Origin of the sequence: Brevibacillus brevis, from assembly GCF_900637055.1 — a bacterium.
Classification (GTDB): Bacteria; Bacillota; Bacilli; order Brevibacillales; family Brevibacillaceae; genus Brevibacillus; species Brevibacillus brevis.
Genome location: NZ_LR134338.1, coordinates 1835820 through 1852735 on the forward strand (window position 1 = coordinate 1835820; position 16916 = coordinate 1852735).

A 16916-nucleotide genomic window follows, 5' to 3' on the forward strand; every position below is an offset into this window, starting at 1 on the left:
AGGGTTGGGCAACACCCATTTTACCACATACCGCCCACCCGGCGCGCAATTCCAGCTAGGATAGAGAGGACGAGGCACCTAAAATATCAGTCAACGGCTGCTTTTCTAAGACGTAATGAACGATGGATTGACCACGGAGGATATTCGTGACGACATATCCTTTGGCAAAATAGGCCATGAACAATTCCCGCGTCATCTCTCGCCACAAGGAAGCGACGGCCATATCTGCCCGTTTTACATCCTGGAAGAAGGCAGGGACAGGCAGTAGCACCACAGGTTCTTCGCGTGACAAATCGATTTTGATAGGATGAGGAATACCATCCTTGATTTCTAGATGCAACAGGTCTGGCGCCTGTTCAAAAGAGGGAGTAGGGGTGTTCCCTGCCTGACGCGATTCCACACGATCGCTTCCGATCATCCATTCAACGAGGAAACGGTCTGTCGGCAGTCCTCGATTGAAGTCGTCATCGAGCTGTCCATAGCAGTTTGGCAAGTAAGTGCGAACGATTCCGCCAAGCTTGGCGATGTTCAGAACACCGTTTACAGTTTCAAGCGGATCATACGTCCATGTAATTTTGGAATAGCCTGCTGCTGCCGCTTCTTCTTTTTGCAGCCATTTCATTTGTACACCTAACCCTTGCTTGCGATACTCTGGCAAAAAGCCGAGCATGTGCGAACAAAGATGGGGTTCTCCGTTGGTGAAGCCCGGGAAGCTGTACAAAAAGCCGATCATTTTCTCGTCATCGAATGCTCCTAAAAACAGACCGCCAAACTTTTGCATGGTGAGTGTCATATGGTGGGGAATAGCACTAGAAGGGTCCCATATTTTCCCCTCCATTTCTTCTAATTGCTCAATCTCACTGAATTCGGCCAACTTTCGTAACGTGATTGCCATCTGCTTTTTCCTCCTCAAACGATTCGTGTTTTTTCTTCATTCGGGACAAGAACTTGCATTCCTGCTTGGGAATAGTTGCGTCTGAATTCTCCCTCGCGGATAATAGAGAAGGATAACAGGCATGAAACTAGGGTCGAGGAGGATTTTTGGCGATGGAAAATAAATTTCAAGTTGAACTGTGGAACCGTTTGACGCAGGCACCAGGAGCGCCTGGCTTCGAAGGTCCGGTACGCGAGATTATGCGGGAATACATAAGCAGCTATACGAGTGAACTCATGTACGACAATTTGGGCAGTATTTTTGGCGTTATGCGTGGTGACGAGAACGGTCCGAAAATTATGGTAGCGGGTCACATGGACGAAGTCGGCTTCATGGTCACCCGAATTTCTGATAAGGGATTTATTTCATTTCAGACGTTGGGAGGCTGGTGGGGGCAGGTCCTGCTCGCTCAACGTGTACAAATTATTACGGACAATGGACCAGTCGAAGGCGTAATCAGCTCGATCCCGCCGCATGTCTTGAGCGAAGATCAGCGCAATCGCCCGATGGATGTACGTAACATGTACATTGATATCGGCGTGGATTCACGTGAGGAAGCCGAACAGGTAGGAATACGGGCTGGCCAGCAAATTGTACCGGTTTGCCCGCTGCAGGTCATGGCTAATCCGCGCCGCATCATGGCGAAAGCATGGGATAATCGCTATGGCTGCAGTTTGGCAGTGGAGCTCGCAAAAGAGCTGCACGAAAAACCCGATCATCCGAATGTCGTCTATGTCGGGGCCACTGTACAGGAAGAATTGTCCGGGCAGCGCGGTGCGAAAACTGCCGCTGCGTCCATTGATCCGGATTTGTTCTTGGCTTTGGATGCGAGTCCAGCCACAGACATACCAGGTGTAAGAGACGATGGCGGCAAGCTCGGCGGTGGACTTTTGATGCGCATCTACGATCCGATGTACGTCATGCCGGTAGGATTGCGTGAGCTTCTCATCTCCACGTGCGAAGAAGAGAACATTCCATACCAGATTTATGTGGCAAAGGGCGGGACGGATGCAGGTGTCGTTCAGTACCATGGCAAGGGAGTGCCATCTGCCGTCATTGGAATTCCTTCCCGTTACATTCACAGCCATGCTTCGATCATTGATCGTGAGGATTACGAGGCAGCCAAGCGTCTCTTGTTCAGTGTCATTCGCAAGCTGGACAAGGCAACGTGGGAATCCATTTTGCCTAGATAAATGGTCTCGAGAATATCGTTGAGTGAGTAGAAAGCGGAGGAGTGCTTTTGAACGCGATCATATTGTATACACGGCGTCAGGGCGAAGCTACGTCCTTTGAATTTAATGTGTTCGACAATCAATTTGCTACGGAGAATCTGGCAGTGCGCAAGGTGTTGATGGCCATGCTTGCAGCCGTTTCCAACAAATTGACCGATCTGGAAGTGGAGTACAACGACAGCATACTGGTGGAAAAGGTCGGGGCGAAGCGTGCCGGGGAGCTGCTTCGTTTTCTCGGGGCAACCAAAGAGAACATGCGGGAAAATCTGAGCAATGGTGTAGTCGTCAGCCGGACCTTTCAAGCGCCTTTTACAGAGGAGCGCTATGAATATTTTTACAATTTGACGGACATCGCACAGCTGTCACACTATCGCTTGAAAGAGGGCAAAGAAGATCGCATCGTGTTTTATTTCACACGCTATCTCCAACTGATTGCGCCTGATGAAAAGTCTCGCCAAGCATTTTTGGACGGAATGGAAACATTTTCTTTGCCGTACAAGCTCGTACCGATTGCGTAAAGGAAACGAAAAAAGTCATTTTGCCCTTGCATGAAGGCGCAAAATGACTTTTTTTATGGATTGCCTGAGGATTAGGTGGAAGGACGGTTTGGCCCCTCCAGTTTTTTGTCTCCATAGCCCGGCGCATCGTTTTGAACGTTTTTGGGCTGGCGATTGCGTTCGTCTGGTCGATTTTGCTGTACAGAGGAATCCTTGCTTTGCTTGGTCATATAATTACCCCTTTCTCAGAGCCATGGTTGCCAAGGCGAATTTGTTTTTTGGCGAATGCGGGAGGATACATGGTCCTCCAGTTGGATGAATAGGGAGGTGAGCGGCACGCGCCTGAGCACTTCCATTTGCTTTTCGGGTTGATGCTGTGCGTGTTCCTCTGCGTTCATGTGGCCCCTTCCTTTCTGCGATTTTTTAAGGGAGAGTCAAGTACAGCGTTTTTGTGGCGAGGAATGGCGTATAGGGTAAACAGACCAAGAACAGCCGCCAAAAACAGCGTAATCACTCCATATCCGATCCACGGATAATTGCTGCCGACCCCCCCTAGTTTTTCAACCATCGCTCCACCCAGCCCCGTCCCGAGAGCCGTCCCAAGACCAGATACGAAATTGGAAAAGCCAAAGTACGCCCCCAGCCAGTCTTCCTTTGCGAAATGAGTGACAAGACTGTCCAGCATCGGCATAAACAGCATCTCACCCAAAATGAAAAGAATCGCAGCCCCGGACAGTGTGAGGAAGTGGTTCGCCCATCCCATGAGCGTAAGCCCTGCTCCCAACAAGATCGTTCCCATCGTGACAGACAAATACGGATTGATGCGCTGTAGAACAAAGCGTGAGATAAACCCTTGCAAGACGACGACACTGAGCGAGTTGATCGTCCAAATGAGGCCAATCATCGTAGCGGAATGCAGGACATGCTCTCCCCGCAACGGCAGAATCATGGCGAATTGCGCGTAAAGCGCCCAGATTAGAAGCGAAATCGCGGAAAAGAACAGAAAGCTGCGATGGGTCAAAATGTGACGATACTCCTTGATCGGTGTTTGCTCGCAATCTGATCCCACACAGCGATCATCGGGGAGGATGAAGCGAGAAAAAACAGCAAGTGCTCCGTATACAAAGGCAGCTACGAGAAACGGCTGTTTCCCACCGGCAGTCATCCACGTAATGACCAAGCCAGCGACAATGATTCCGCTATGAGCGAGTATCCCTCTCCACGAGAAGGCAGCGGTTCTTTGGCTCTCATCCACTTCATCCGCGATCATGGCTTTAATGGTAGGAGCGAGCAGGCCAAGACCCAAGCCGTTGACAGAAGAGAATAACAAGAAGAAACCATAGGAATGGCTGAAGTGATAGCCTGCCATGGCACATCCTTGAAGGAATGCCCCCAAGGCTAGGATGGAGCGTTTGCCCCAGCGATCTGACATCAAGCCGCCTGCCAAGCTTCCGATTTGGTATGTGATGCTTCCCGCTGCCAAAATGATGCCGACTTGGGAGAGAGAAAGAACCCGTACCTTTTGCAAAAAGACTGGGAAGACGGGAATGACCAGATAAGAGGCCATGTGCATGAAAAAGATGACGATCAGTAACAGCAAGTAAGGCTTGTTGCGTAACAGAGATCCAGTAGAGGCTGTCATGTTTGGCTCCTCTTTGAGTCATTCCTCTCTAGTATGAGTGGAAAAGGATTGTTACTATGCAAAAAATATAGGCCAGCACACAAAAACGATATGAAGGCAGGCAAGCGTCCAATCCAACAGGCGTGGAACCACATATACCTATAGGGAAAGGTACCATGGGCGGTATGGAATGGTGCGAGGAGCGCGGCAGGATGAAGGGGGGATCTGACGTGAGAGGATTTGGTTTCTTCAACGAGGAAGGTTTCGAAGTGATCATCTGGATCATCGTGATCATTTTTCTCCTCGCCATATTTTTTGACGAAGGGATAGATTAAGATGAGTGCATATCGACCGGTTCGGCAATTGAATCACTATTACAAATCAAACGACGCTTTCAAGAAATGGATTCGTGCCAATGAGCAATGGTTCAAGCAAAATCCAGAGGTTTTTAACCAGATGCTGCGCAATCCGAAAATGGTCAACTTGTTTACGGATCTCATGATCATGAACTCGCCGCGCATAGAAAAGAGACTGAGAAAATGGAGAAGGAATCGACGCTGATCGATCCGGCATGCTGCCAAATATAGCATGCCGCTTTTTATTTGGAACGCTGACGAGTCCTGTTATAAAACCGGGCTGGCGAGCGTAGGGATAAGCATACGCTGCTTGTTCGAAGAGAGGATGAAGCGCAACATGGCACAAGTCATTTTGACGTTTTTCGTGGCTTATGGCATTGTGGTTGGCGGTGCTCTTTCAGGTGGGGTGGGCGCATTTCTCACAGAAAAGCCTCCGCTGTTATCCATGGCCCAATTGGCTGACCAGCTCAAAATATGGGGATTGGTTGGGGCATTGGGAGGAACTTTTGATTCGTTTTTGCAGATTGAAAAAATATTGATGGGAAATTTGACGCCTGTCTTTAAACAGCTGGTCATGATCGTGGTCGCATTCTTGGGTGCCCATATCGGGACGATTTGCGTGCATTGGCTGGTACAGGTGCGCTCATGAAGGTGACTCTTTGGAAACGTTACCTCGCTCTATTGCTAATGGGGTGCATGTTTGGCGGAACCGTGATTTTATTTACATACGGACGCGAAATGGAACAGATGATGCTGATCAAAAAAAGCTTGGAGCTGCAAAACAAAAAACTGTACGAGGAAAATCTGGAGCTGAAGCAAAATCAGCGGGTCTATCGCAAAAAGCAAGAGACGGTCATCGAAGACGTACGCGCCACTGTGCTCACAGCGGATCAAAAGCAGCCGCTTCATGCCACCATAGTGGTACAAGTAGTCGATCGGGTGGAAAAGGATCTCGCTTCGTTAAAAGGGAAGAAGGTTGAGCAGGTTGCGGAGGTCCATCAGGTCTTGCATGAAATGCTGCGACGCCGCGAATATATTTTGTCTGATCGAACGACAGTGGAGGTACGAATCAAAACGGTCGTGATTAGTAGAACGCTGCATGTGTTCGTGACAGCGGACGTTATCCCCGATGATGTTTGGCAAAAGATTGCACGAAACTTTCTATTTCTTCCGCCGTATATTTCAATATAGAATATCTGATAGCCAGATCATGTAAGTCTGGGTCGGTATAAAGGAGAGGCGAACACATGTCCATGTTCAAAAAATTATTGGCTAGTGTAGGTATTGGCTCTGCGCAAGTAGATGCACGTCTTGAGCAGGATTCACTCATTCCCGGAGATATGGTCAGAGGTGAGGTCCATATCAAGGGTGGAGATGTGGCCCAGGAAATCGACGAAATCTACATGTATGTCGTCACACACTATGAAAGAGAAATCAACGACACCAAGACGAAGGAAGAATGCACACTTGTAAAATATCGTCTGTCTGAGCGGGTACAATTGAAACCGAAAGAAGAAACCGTTCTGCCATTCGCTTTTCAATTGCCATATGAGACGCCATTGACGATGGGGCGTCAACCTGTTTACCTACGGACAGGTCTCGATATTAAAAATGCGATTGACCCGGGGGATTCCGATTTCATCGAGGTTCGCCCACATCCGTTAATGTCCAAAGTGTTGGATGCTGTTCAACAGATCGGATTCCAGCTGTATAAGGTAGACTGCGAATACAATCGCCACCTTGGTCGCAATCATCCGTTTGTACAGGAATTTGAATTCCGTCCGACAGGGCCATACCGCAGCCAATTGGAGGAGCTCGAAGTAGTCTTCTACCTTCGCGATGGCGAATTGGAAGTTTTACTGGAACTGGATAAACGTGCGCGAGGCTTCATGGGAGCATTTGAAGAAGCATTTAATCTCGATGAACGCTATATCCGCTTCCGCTTAACGAATGCAGACGTGAACAAACATACGCATGTCATTGCCGAAGCGATTGAAGCGCTCATTAAGCAGCAGCTTCGCTAGAGAATGATACAAAAAAGGCCTGACGGAGTGAAAATGACACTCTGTCAGCCTTTTTTCTTTATGGAGGCCTTAATCATCGCCAACCCCTACGATAGACAACAGAACGAACAAAACGAGAACCAGCGCAATCCCATTAAAGCCACCACCGTTAAAAAAGCTCATCGATTTTCCTCCCAGCCGCAAGTTGTAGTCAATTCCCTATAGGATAGTCACTGATCTATGAATCGGTGTCGGGGCTTCTACCTAAATTCCTGTACACAACTTTCTTTTTAATTTTTCGATTTGCATGTATAGGGCTGGATTTTTCTGACAATACTGTGAGCATGAAGAATCCAGAGGAGGATATTATTATGAATTTGTTAGAAAAAACGAGAAAAATTAATGTGATGCTTCAAAAAACAATGGGTGGAAGCGGAGTAGCCTTCCAAGATCTTGCAAGGCTTTTATCTGAAGTGATTTCTGCAAATGTTTATATCATTACCGCAGATGGCTCGATCCTGGGAAGTGGAATGAATCAGGAGATTTCCTTGCAAGAAGAAGGTCGTTCATCCACGCAGCTGCAGGAAGGGGTACATCAGAAGCTGCTGGAAGTTACACAAACTTTGGCGAACGAGCCGATTACCAGTCCATACAGCCTGGTTCCAAAAGAGATGAATTCGCTCTTCCCGCAAATGATGACGACGATTGTTCCCATCAATGCAGGGGGAAGCCGCCTTGGCACACTTGTCCTGCTGCGGGCTTACGGTCAGTTTGAAACAGAGGATCTGATTTTGGGCGAGATCGGTGCGACTGTGATCGGAATGAAAATCGTTCGTCAGCGCACAGAACAGATTGAAAATGAAGTGCGCGACAAAACATTTGCCAAAATCGCACTCTCTTCGTTGTCCTACAGTGAACAGATCGCGATTGAAAAAATTATGGAGCAATTGGATGCACGCGAGGGTTTGCTAGTAGCTAGTCAGCTGGCAGATCAAGCAGGTCTGACACGTTCTGTCATCGTGAACGCTCTTCGCAAGCTGGCAAGCGCGGGTGTGCTGGAATCCCGTTCGTTAGGGATGAAGGGTACATATATCAAAGTGCTGAATGACAAGTTCCCATCTGAATTGGCAAAATGGAAAACCTCATAAATGGCACGAACTACGAGAGAAGCTCTCCCTGTACTGGGAGGGCTTTTATTTATGAATCAACGAGTATAGCAGAATAGATAAAACGTTCATGATTTAGCGATTGAATAAATGATTTTCTTCCCTTTATAATGTCCACAAAGGTTGAAACTTCAAAAAAATCAAAATTTAAAGTTCATACTTCAAAATCGAATGGAGGGTTTATGAATGAAGGTGATTATTGGTGGGATTGCGCATGAAACGAATACGTTTTCCAATGTGCCCACGACGCTTGAGATGTTTCAAAGCTACGAGTGGGATTATCATGAAACGATTGTGAATCGCAATCGGGGCGTTCGCAACTTTCCGGGAGGGATGGTGGATCGCGCCGAAGAGCTGGGCATCGAGCTACTGCCGACCTTTTTCACCTTTACGTATCCAGCGGGGACGATTTTGCGAGAAGCGTATGACCGTATTAAAAAAGAGCTTCTTGACACGATTGCCGCGACGGAAGGTGCAGACGCCATTTGTCTGGGACTGCACGGAGCGGGGGTCGTAGAAGGAATGGATGACCTGGAGGGCGACCTTTTGGCATCAGTGCGTCAGTTGGTCGGTTATGACATTCCCTTAATTGTTACGCTCGACCTCCATGCAAACATGACACAAAAAATGGTGGATGAGGCCGATGCGCTCCTGGGTGTTCACCTCTACCCGCATGTGGATTGCTATGAACGCGGAATCGAAGCGATCGATCTGGCACACAAGATGGTTACGGAAGGAATTAAGCCGACCATGCATTTGACCCGACTGCCACTATTGATTCCAACTTCAGCTACTCATCATTCCCCGGCACGCGAAATAAACGAAGCCTGCTGGGCGTGGGAAAAGGAAGAAGGCGTCATCGACTGTGCATTCTTCCACGGATTTCCGTATACGGACATTCCTCAGCTGGGCGTCTCCGTATTGAGCGTTACGAATAACGATCAGGAGCTCGCCAAAAAAGTGAGCGAGGATGTCGCCAGTCTGATTTGGGAAAAGCGGGATGAATTCGAGCTGAACATGCCCGCTCCTGCCGAGGGAATTGCGTTGGCACTGGAAACGGAAGGCATGCCCATCGTAATCAATGAGACCTCAGATAATCCAGGCGGAGGCACACCCGGAGACGGAACACATTTGCTGCGGGCGATGCTGGAAGCCAATCTGACAAATGCATGCTTTGGCTTTATTTACGATCCCGAAGTGGTCCAGATTGCCCATCAGGCTGGGGTAGGGAGTACCATTCAACTATCTCTTGGTGGAAAGACAGACTACTTGCATGGAGAACCACTTGAAGTAACAGCCTACGTCAAAGCTTTGACAGATGGAAAATTCATTGCGACGACGCCGATGGGGCAAGGGGGTCATGAGAATTTTGGCAAATCCGTTCGCTTGCAAATTGACGGGGTTGACGTCCTGGTTTGCTCCGTGAAATCGCAAGTGCTGGATGAGCAAATTTTTCTGTTGCACGGAATTGACGTGACCAAATACAAGATCGTGGCCTTGAAATCAAGCACACATTTCCGGGCAGCATTCGAACCAATCAGCGCACGCGTCATTACTGTTGATTCGCCGGGATTAACGACGCTCAACTTCCGCTTCTTCAAATACGAGCGCGCCATTCGTCCGATTTATCCGTTAGACCCAGCCACAGAGTGGAACCGACATCAATTGACAAGGAAGTAGATGATCATGGAATCCGTACAGGAGCGCATTCGCAAGCATTATCCGGAATTGACCAATCAACAAAAACTCGCAGCCAAATACATTCTCGCCGAACCGAAGACCGTTGCCTTGCAACCAGCCAAGATTGTTGGGGCATTGAGCGGCACAAGCGAAACGACGATCATCCGACTATCCTACGCTCTCGCCTACTCCGGGTACAGCGAATTGCAAAATGAGATTCGCAGCTCCTTATTGGAAAAAGTCCCAAAAGCTGATGCCATCCACAGTTTTCGAACAGCAGCTGTGGAGATGAAGGGGAAGCAAGACCTGATTTCTTATAACATGGAGCAAGATGTTGCGTATATTCGGCAAACATTAGGGGAACTGCAAAAGGACCAACTTTTGCAAGCGGTTTCAAGTATTATGGCAGCCAAACACATTCTCGTTGTAGGGTTTCGCAGCTCCTATGCTCCGGCCCATTGGCTCGCCTTTACACTGAATGTCGTCAGAGGAAACGCGCATCTGTACAATGGGCCAGTTGATGACGTCAATTATCTGTTGACCCAGATCAATCAGGAGTGGCTCGTGATCGCACTCTCCTTCCCCCGCTATACGAGTGAAACGATCCTGTTTGCAAAAGCAGCCAAAGAGAGAGGAGCCACAATCATCGGGATTACAGACGATGAGCTATCTCCGATTGGGCCGGTAGCCGACCAAATTTTGAAAGTCAGCGCACCTGCTCCTACTGCCTTAAAAGGAATGACGGCGATCTTTTCCATGCTGAATATTTTGATCAGTGGTGTGGTTCAGGCTGATGGCGAACAGGTACAACAAAGACTGAAAGAATACGAAGAGACGAGTCGACAAATATACCCGTTTGTGGAAGGGACCGAAGTGTAACGGCAATTGATAAGGGGGATGCGACATGAAAATTCACAAGTGGAAGCAAGGGGCCTTGCGTGTATTTGTGGCAACGGCGTTGATTGCAGGCTGTTCCTCACAACCGAGCAATCAAGCGGGAAATGACACGTCGGCCAAAGGTAACACATTAGTCATCGCTTCCTTGACGGACCCAGACTCGCTTGATATGCACAAAACGAGCTGGCTGAGCATGGAAAACAGTTTAATATACGAGCCTCTGTTGACCCGCGATGCAACAGGCAAACTCCATCCGGGTTTGGCAGAGAAGTACGAGATCTCCCAGGACGGCAAGATTTGGACATTTACCCTCCGCAAAGATGTCCGCTATCACTCTGGCGATCCAATGACGGCAGCATCCGTAAAAGATTCCTTTGAACGTTTGCTTGCCATTTCGCCTGTGAAGGGGCTTACAGGTCCGATTGAAAAGGTGGAAGCAACAGACGAGCACACGCTCAAGGTGCATTTTAGCCAACCGTTTGCCCCTTTTGTGAACGTCATTGTCGGTGGATTAGTCTCGCCTCTTGACGCTAAAAAGGCAAAAGAATTAGGGGATGGCTTCTCAGATAACCCGTCTGCAACGGGGCCGATCATCTTTGACAAACGCGAGCGGGGTGCCTCACTCACCTACAAGAAAAATCCTGATTATAACTGGGGACCGGAGTACGCTGCCAACAAAGGTCCTCTGCAGATGGACAGCATTATGTTCCGGCTTATGAAAGACGACGATACGCGACTGATGGAATTCAAAAAAGGTACGGTCCATGTGTTGTATGATGCGCCGCCGAACTCGGTTGCGGAGCTTGAGACACTGCCCGGAGTCAAGATAGAGAAAGTGATGGACATTGGAAACAAATACATCGCTTTTAACAATAAGCACCCGTTGTTTTCAGATGTCCGTCTGCGAAAAGCAGTAGCCCTCTCCGTAGATCGCGATCCAATAGTTCAGGTAGCGTTGAACGGCTTCGGCAAGCCGGTCTATGGTCCATTGGCACCCACGATTTATGGCTACAGTGAAGCGATTGAAAGCAAGGCGAAGCAGTTGTATTCGAGAGATTTAGGCAAAGCCAAGCAGTTGCTGGCGGAAGCGGGCTGGACGGACAGTAATGGGGATGGCATCGTAGATAAGGACGGAAAACCGTTGTCTGTAGAAATGCTTGTCTCTCAAGAGCCAGCGTTTCAGCGTGCGGTGCAGATTTTGCAGAGCCAGCTAAAAGAAGCAGGTATTGATATGAAAATCAGCGTGCAAGAAATGATGACGATCAAAGATCGCATTTCGAAAAAGTCGTATGACATGGCTTTGATGTACTACGGCTGGTTTGATGCTGATATCTTGTACCTCATCTTTGAAAAGAGCAATTCAACAAGTCGTACTCAATACAACAGCCCTGAGTTGGATGTTTTACTGAACAAAGGACGTTTGGAAATGAATGAGCAGGCGCGTCTCAAGGTTTACGAAGATGCACAGGAGATATTGCTAAAAGATTTGCCGTGGGTCCCTTTGTGGGTAAGCGAGACGGTAATCGCCACACGCGGCGTCAAAGGCTTTACGGTCAATCCGTACACGCAAGGCGTTACCTTGCATGATGTCACGCTCGAAAAATAGACAGCGGAGGTGAAGGCATGCGCCGATATGTCATAAAAAGATTACTTTCCCTGGTGGGTACACTGCTTGGCGTATCCGTCCTGATCTTCTTGATGGTGCACCTCATTCCGGGCGATCCCGCAACACAAATACTCGGACAGTTTGCAACACCAGAGGCCATCAGTCAAATGAGAGCGACGCTCGGTCTTGATCAACCACTGTGGCAGCAATACATGCGGTTTGTCGGAAACCTGTTCGCAGGCGATTTGGGAACATCGTTATTCACTGGCGAAAAGGTATGGGATCAGATTGTCAACCGTTTCCCGATCACCATGCAGCTTGCCATCCTTAGTGTGGTTATTGCCGCAATATTCGGCATTTTGTTGGGCACGATTGCTGCCGTCAAGCAAAACACCATCATCGATCGGCTTGTGGTGCTTACCTCCTTACTCGGTATTTCGGCACCCGGCTTCTGGATTGCCTTGTTTCTCATCTGGATTTTTGCTTACAAGCTGGCCTTGTTTCCGATTTCCGGCTATGAAGGGATTCACTCCTTGCTGCTGCCAGCGATCACCTTGGGGATGGCGGAAGCGGGAATGATCGCCCGAATGACCCGCTCCAGCATGCTGGAAGTCATCAAGCAGGATTACATGCGGACAGCAGAGGCCAAGGGGGCGGCGCTTTTCCGAGTCATTTTGAGCCACGGTTTACCGAACGCCATTATTCCTGTTATCACGATGTTAGGCTTGCAGTTTGGTTCGCTTCTGGCTGGAGCTGTGGTCGTGGAAACCGTATTTACTCTGCAAGGGATCGGCAGCCTGGCGATTGAGGCGATCAGTAAACGGGATATGCCGACCATACAGGGCATGGTATTTTTCATGGCGTTGATTTTTGCCTTAACCAATTTGATCGTGGATCTCATTTACAGCCGGATTGATCCGCGAATCCATTTCGACTAAGGAAGGAGCGGATGGATGGTGAACAGTAATCGTCCGGAGTCGTATTGGGGAGGGATGGGCAAACGGCTGAAACGCAATAAGACAGCAATGGCGGGTGTGGTCATCCTGATCGTCTTTACACTGGGATCGCTTCTTGCTCCAGTCATTGCCCCTCATCCTGTCGAACAAATGAATTTTAACAGCCGATTAAGCGCTCCGAGTCTGACTCATCTTCTCGGAACGGATGATTTTGGCAGAGATATTTTTTCCCGTTTGTTGCACGGGGGGCGAATTTCCTTGCTGATGGGCTTGATAACGGTTGTGCTTTCTACCTTGATAGGTGTAACGCTCGGTATTATCGCTGGTTATTATCGGCGCGTGGATCTGTTTATCATGCAGGGCATGGATATTCTCATGTCACTTCCTGCACTGCTTCTGGCGATCGCTGTCATTGCGGTCTTGGGTCCAGGTTTAACGAATGCCATGATCGCGGTAGTCATTGCCGTTATTCCGTCCTATGTGCGGGTCGTTCGCTCTGCGGTCTTATCCATAAGGGAAAAAGAGTACATTGAGGCTGTTCGCGCTCTCGGGATCAGAGACTGGCAGATTTTGCTGAAGCATGTTTTACCCAATATTCTCTCCCCGATCATCGTGCTTTCCACCATTCAATTCGGTGTGAGTATTTTGGCGGCGGCTGCCTTGAGCTTTCTCGGACTGGGTGCGCAACCGCCGATGCCAGAGTGGGGAGCCATGGTTTTTGTCGGCAAGGCATTCTTGAGTCAGGCCTGGTGGATGTCCATTTTTCCTGGATTGGCCATCATGCTGGTTGTCCTTGGCTTCAATCTGTTAGGTGACGGATTACGGGATGCATTTGACCCGAAAACGAGGTAATGGATGAAGGGGGCACGAGCTGATGAAAGAGGTACTCTTGGAAGTAAATGATTTACGCTTGCAGTTTAAGACGGATAAGGGCGAGCTGCCAGCGCTGCAAGGCATTTCTTTTCAACTGAAGAAAGGCGAGACGGTAGCGTTGGTAGGCGAGTCTGGCTGTGGAAAAAGCGTGACGTCCTTGGCGATCATGGGACTCTTGTCCCGGGCGAATGCGCAGATGGAGGGAAGCATTCGGTTTCGTGATACCTTACTGAACCAATTGAGTAGCAGTGAACTTCGCAACATTCGCGGAAAAGATATCGCGATGATTTTTCAGGAACCGATGACGTCACTCAATCCGGTTCACACGATTGGCCGACAGTTAGAGGAAGTGTACCAGCTCCATACCGATTTATCGAAAAAAGAACGCCAAGCAAAAGCGATTGAGATGCTCAAAAAAGTGGGTGTGCCGAGGGCAGAAGACATCATGCGGGAATATCCCCATCAGCTATCAGGTGGAATGAAGCAGCGTGTCATGATTGCTATGGCGATGGCTTGCAACCCGGATTTACTGATCGCGGACGAGCCGACGACCGCACTGGATGTGACCATTCAAGCGCAAATTTTGGAACTGATGAACGATCTGAAGGAGAACGATCATACCTCCTTGCTGCTCATTACGCATGACTTGGGAGTCGTGGCTGAAATGGCTGATCGTGTACTTGTCATGTACTACGGGGAGATCGTCGAGGAAGCTGACGTTGCCAGTTTGTTTTCGCATCCGAAACATCCGTATACGATTGGGCTTTTACGCTGCATCCCCGATCTGGATGAGGAGGAGAAGCTGCGCCTCGATCCGATTGAAGGCAGTGTCCCGCTATTGGGTGAAGTGACACAGGGGTGTGCATTTCGCTTCCGCTGCTCGCAGGCCGAGGAGCGATGTCACCAAGAAAAACCGCCGCTGACGGCAACGGGCACAGGCACAGGCACACAGGCCGTTCGATGCTGGCTGTACGAGAACAAGGAGATGGCGGTATGAGCGATATCTTGTTATCGGTAAACGATTTAAAGACGTATTTTCCGATTAGCAAAGGACTGTTTCGCAATAGCGACGAAATGATTAAGGCAGTGGATGGGGTTTCTTTCCAGTTGCGAAAAGGCGAAACGCTTGGGTTAGTAGGAGAGAGCGGTTGTGGCAAGTCAACGACTGGTCGCAGCATCATGCGACTTATTGAGCCGACAGGTGGAACGATTGAATTTGAGGGACAAAACATTTCGAATATGTCGGCAGCACGTTTTCGGCCACTCCGCAAACGAATGCAAATCGTATTTCAGGACCCGTATGCGTCGTTAAATCCGCGGATGACCGTGCAAGGGGCTTTGGAGGAAGCGTTAGGCGTCAAAGCCCCGCAGCTGTCTGCGAAAGAAAGGCGCGATCAAGTAAAGGAACTGCTTCAGATGGTCGGACTGAATACTCAATACGCTACTCGCTTTCCCCATGAGTTTAGCGGGGGACAGCGGCAGCGGATCGGGATCGCTCGTGCACTGGCGGTGGAACCTTCCTTGATCGTAGCAGATGAGCCGGTTTCAGCACTAGACGTCTCCATTCAGGCGCAGATCGTGAATCTTTTGCAGGATTTGCAGCAACGTCTAGGCTTGAGCTATCTGTTTATTTCGCACGATCTAGGTGTCGTTCGCCACATCAGCGACCGAATTGCGGTGATGTATCTCGGAAGAATCGTCGAAATCGCCAGCAAAAAAGATTTGTTTACGCGCCCGTTGCATCCGTACACCGAAGCGCTCATGTCAGCGGTACCCAAAGCCAATCCGTTTCGGAAGAAGGAGCGCATTGTTCTTTCCGGGGATGTTCCCTCGCCAGCAAATGTTCCAGTTGGGTGTGCGTTTCATACCAGATGCTCGTATGCTACGGACATTTGCCGCACAGTGCGTCCTGCCGCTACACAAGCTTCGCCACAGCATTATGTCGCTTGTCATTTATATGGAACAGAAGGGATGAAGTACATTGAAAATCGAACGAATTGAATTGCAGCAACTGCACATGCCACTTCGTTTCCGTTTCGAAACGAGTTTTGGACATACGACCATCAAGGAGCTCATTTTGGTCAGTGTGTATGGAGAGGGAGAGGTAGGGCACGCGGAAAGTGTGGCGATGTCGGCTCCTTATTATAGTGAAGAAACGACAGAGACTGTATGGCACATGATGGAACGGTTTATGATTCCGAAGCTGTTCGCAAGTGAGATCGAGACACCAGAGGATGTGGATCGGCTGTTTGCCCCGATTCGCCGCAATAACATGGCGAAGGCTGCTTTAGAAGGAGCGATCTGGGATCTCTACAGCAAGCAAAAAGGAATCTCTCTCGCCAAAGCATTAGGTGGTGAGAAATCTGTCATCGACGTCGGAATCAGTATCGGTATTGAACCGACTGTCGATCAGGTTTTGGCAAAAGTAGAGCGCCATCTCGGTGAGGGCTACAAGAAGATCAAGGTAAAGATCAAGCCTGGCTTTGACGTAGAGGTGATTCGAGCAATCCGCGAACGCTTTGGCGAGGGTGTCCCGTTGATGGCAGATGCGAACTCCGCTTACACAATGGAGCATTTGGATGTGATGAAGGAGCTGGATCAATATGGGCTAATGATGATCGAACAGCCACTCGCCCATGACGACATTATTGATCATGCCAAGCTGCAAAGGGAGCTGTCCACTCCAATCTGTCTCGATGAAAGTATTCACAATGTAGATGATGCCAGAAAAGCGATAGAGTTAGGCAGCTGCGGCATTATTAATATCAAAGTGGGGAGGGTCGGAGGACTAACAGAGTCCAAACGCATTCACGACTTATGTCAGGCACACGACATTCCGGTTTGGTGCGGAGGCATGATTGAGTCGGGTGTCGGCCGTGCACACAACATTGCGATTACTGCTTTGCCGAACTTTACGATCCCCGGTGATACAGCCGCCTCCAGCCGTTACTGGGAGGAAGACATCGTGGAGAATGGTGTAGAGCTGATGGCCCCCGGTCAATTGGCAGTTCCAGATAGCCCAGGCATCGGTTATACCCTGAACCAAAAGGCGATCGGCAACTATGTGATTCGCACGGCAAACTTCCGGCCTTAAA

The 16916-nt window shown here is 49.2% G+C and carries 20 protein-coding genes; 16 read left to right on the plus strand and 4 right to left on the minus strand.

The genetic code is table 11. The features are described 5' to 3' along the window. Positions 1 to 55: 55 nt before the first annotated feature. Complete coding sequence (locus EL268_RS09360; protein WP_106654581.1) at positions 56 to 895, minus strand: GNAT family N-acetyltransferase; 840 nt, start codon at positions 893 to 895, stop codon at positions 56 to 58. A gap of 152 nt (positions 896 to 1047) precedes the next feature. Here EL268_RS09360 and EL268_RS09365 point away from each other — a divergent pair, with 152 nt between their 5' ends. Both EL268_RS09365 and EL268_RS09370 read left to right on the plus strand, forming a co-directional pair. After that, positions 1048 to 2127 (plus strand): M42 family metallopeptidase, encoded by a 1080-nt coding sequence (locus EL268_RS09365; protein WP_106654582.1) that lies wholly within the window; start codon positions 1048 to 1050, stop codon positions 2125 to 2127. A gap of 41 nt (positions 2128 to 2168) precedes the next feature. Then, positions 2169 to 2684, plus strand: coding sequence for a hypothetical protein (locus EL268_RS09370; protein WP_106654583.1), 516 nt, complete (start codon positions 2169 to 2171; stop codon positions 2682 to 2684). Between the two features lie 71 nt (positions 2685 to 2755). Here the strand turns inward: EL268_RS09370 and EL268_RS32700 are convergent, their stop codons facing one another. From EL268_RS32700 to EL268_RS09375, 3 genes are read right to left on the minus strand one after another with little or no spacing between them, the layout of a single operon-like run. Continuing rightward, positions 2756 to 2893 carry a hypothetical protein gene (locus EL268_RS32700; protein ID WP_164724452.1) on the minus strand — a complete coding sequence of 46 codons (138 nt, stop codon included), beginning with the start codon at positions 2891 to 2893 and terminating at the stop codon, positions 2756 to 2758. 15 nt (positions 2894 to 2908) lie between these two features. Continuing rightward, the gene (locus tag EL268_RS32705; protein WP_164724453.1) at positions 2909 to 3061 is read right to left on the minus strand and encodes a hypothetical protein; all 153 of its coding nucleotides are present in this window, start codon (positions 3059 to 3061) and stop codon (positions 2909 to 2911) included. Continuing rightward, a complete protein-coding gene (locus tag EL268_RS09375; protein WP_106654584.1) occupies positions 3058 to 4305 on the minus strand; it encodes an MFS transporter in 1248 nt (415 codons plus the stop codon). The genes EL268_RS32705 and EL268_RS09375 overlap by 4 nt, the downstream gene beginning before the upstream one ends. A gap of 155 nt (positions 4306 to 4460) precedes the next feature. On the opposite strand from EL268_RS09375, the gene EL268_RS33110 reads away from it, so the two are divergent. The 14 genes from EL268_RS33110 (at position 4461) to menC (ending at position 16915) form a co-directional block, all read left to right on the plus strand. After that, complete coding sequence (locus tag EL268_RS33110) at positions 4461 to 4619, plus strand: hypothetical protein (RefSeq protein WP_174769458.1); 159 nt, start codon at positions 4461 to 4463, stop codon at positions 4617 to 4619. A 1-nt stretch (position 4620) separates the two neighbouring features. Then, positions 4621 to 4845 (plus strand): hypothetical protein, encoded by a 225-nt coding sequence (locus EL268_RS09385; RefSeq protein ID WP_106654585.1) that lies wholly within the window; start codon positions 4621 to 4623, stop codon positions 4843 to 4845. Between the two features lie 132 nt (positions 4846 to 4977). Continuing rightward, complete coding sequence (locus tag EL268_RS09390) at positions 4978 to 5289, plus strand: YtrH family sporulation protein (RefSeq protein ID WP_007720892.1); 312 nt, start codon at positions 4978 to 4980, stop codon at positions 5287 to 5289. Next, a complete protein-coding gene (locus EL268_RS09395; RefSeq protein WP_106654586.1) occupies positions 5286 to 5831 on the plus strand; it encodes a sporulation membrane protein YtrI in 546 nt (181 codons plus the stop codon). The genes EL268_RS09390 and EL268_RS09395 overlap by 4 nt, the downstream gene beginning before the upstream one ends. A gap of 56 nt (positions 5832 to 5887) precedes the next feature. Then, entirely contained in the window at positions 5888 to 6664 is a 777-nt protein-coding gene (locus EL268_RS09400) for a sporulation protein (RefSeq protein ID WP_106654587.1), read from the plus strand. A gap of 350 nt (positions 6665 to 7014) precedes the next feature. Next, a complete protein-coding gene (gene codY / locus EL268_RS09410; RefSeq protein ID WP_106654588.1) occupies positions 7015 to 7791 on the plus strand; it encodes a GTP-sensing pleiotropic transcriptional regulator CodY in 777 nt (258 codons plus the stop codon). A 204-nt stretch (positions 7792 to 7995) separates the two neighbouring features. Beyond that, positions 7996 to 9489: a M81 family metallopeptidase gene (locus EL268_RS09415; RefSeq protein ID WP_106654589.1), complete on the plus strand. Its 1494-nt coding sequence runs from the start codon at positions 7996 to 7998 to the stop codon at positions 9487 to 9489. Then, complete coding sequence (locus tag EL268_RS09420; RefSeq protein ID WP_106654590.1) at positions 9490 to 10368, plus strand: MurR/RpiR family transcriptional regulator; 879 nt, start codon at positions 9490 to 9492, stop codon at positions 10366 to 10368. Between the two features lie 25 nt (positions 10369 to 10393). After that, positions 10394 to 11992, plus strand: a complete 1599-nt coding sequence (locus EL268_RS09425) for an ABC transporter substrate-binding protein (RefSeq protein ID WP_106654591.1) — start codon at positions 10394 to 10396, stop codon at positions 11990 to 11992. A gap of 17 nt (positions 11993 to 12009) precedes the next feature. Next, positions 12010 to 12930 (plus strand): ABC transporter permease, encoded by a 921-nt coding sequence (locus EL268_RS09430; RefSeq protein ID WP_106654592.1) that lies wholly within the window; start codon positions 12010 to 12012, stop codon positions 12928 to 12930. A gap of 15 nt (positions 12931 to 12945) precedes the next feature. After that, the gene (locus EL268_RS09435) at positions 12946 to 13800 is read left to right on the plus strand and encodes an ABC transporter permease (protein WP_106654593.1); all 855 of its coding nucleotides are present in this window, start codon (positions 12946 to 12948) and stop codon (positions 13798 to 13800) included. A 22-nt stretch (positions 13801 to 13822) separates the two neighbouring features. Next, complete coding sequence (locus EL268_RS09440; RefSeq protein ID WP_106654594.1) at positions 13823 to 14818, plus strand: ABC transporter ATP-binding protein; 996 nt, start codon at positions 13823 to 13825, stop codon at positions 14816 to 14818. Next, positions 14815 to 15822 (plus strand): ABC transporter ATP-binding protein, encoded by a 1008-nt coding sequence (locus EL268_RS09445; RefSeq protein WP_106654595.1) that lies wholly within the window; start codon positions 14815 to 14817, stop codon positions 15820 to 15822. Before EL268_RS09440 ends, EL268_RS09445 begins: the two co-directional genes overlap by 4 nt. Next, a complete protein-coding gene (gene menC / locus EL268_RS09450; RefSeq protein WP_106654596.1) occupies positions 15803 to 16915 on the plus strand; it encodes an o-succinylbenzoate synthase in 1113 nt (370 codons plus the stop codon). Before EL268_RS09445 ends, menC begins: the two co-directional genes overlap by 20 nt. Position 16916: the final 1 nt, after the last annotated feature.